This window comes from Staphylococcus sp. EG-SA-2 (assembly GCF_017152085.1).
Genome location: NZ_JACYHC010000275.1, coordinates 1 through 443 on the forward strand (window position 1 = coordinate 1; position 443 = coordinate 443).

General features: G+C 32.3%; 1 pseudogene. It reads left to right on the plus strand.

Going from position 1 to position 443, the window contains the following annotated elements:
* A pseudogene (locus tag IDG60_RS02670) lies at nt 1–443 on the plus strand (type VII secretion protein EssC); the annotation flags it as partial.

Genomic DNA, 443 nt, shown 5'->3' on the forward strand with positions numbered 1-443 from the left:
ACACCGCAATTAGTGTTTGTCATTACAGATATGTCATTAATTATTGATCATGTCATTTTAGAATATGTAAACCAAGATTTATCAGAATATGGTATTTCATTAATCTTTGTTGAAGATGTGATTGAAAGTTTGCCAGAGCATGTAGATACCATTATTGATATCAAGTCTCGTACTGAAGGCGAACTGATTACGAAAGAAAAAGAATTAGTTCAATTGAAATTTACACCTGAAAATATTGATAACGTTGATAAAGAATATATCGCGAGACGTTTGGCGAATTTGATACACGTCGAACATTTGAAAAATGCAATTCCTGATAGTATTACATTTTTAGAGATGTATAACGTGAAAGAAGTAGATCAGCTTGATGTGGTTAATCGATGGAGACAAAACGAAACATACAAAACGATGGCAGTACCTTTAGGTGTAAGAGGTAAAGATGA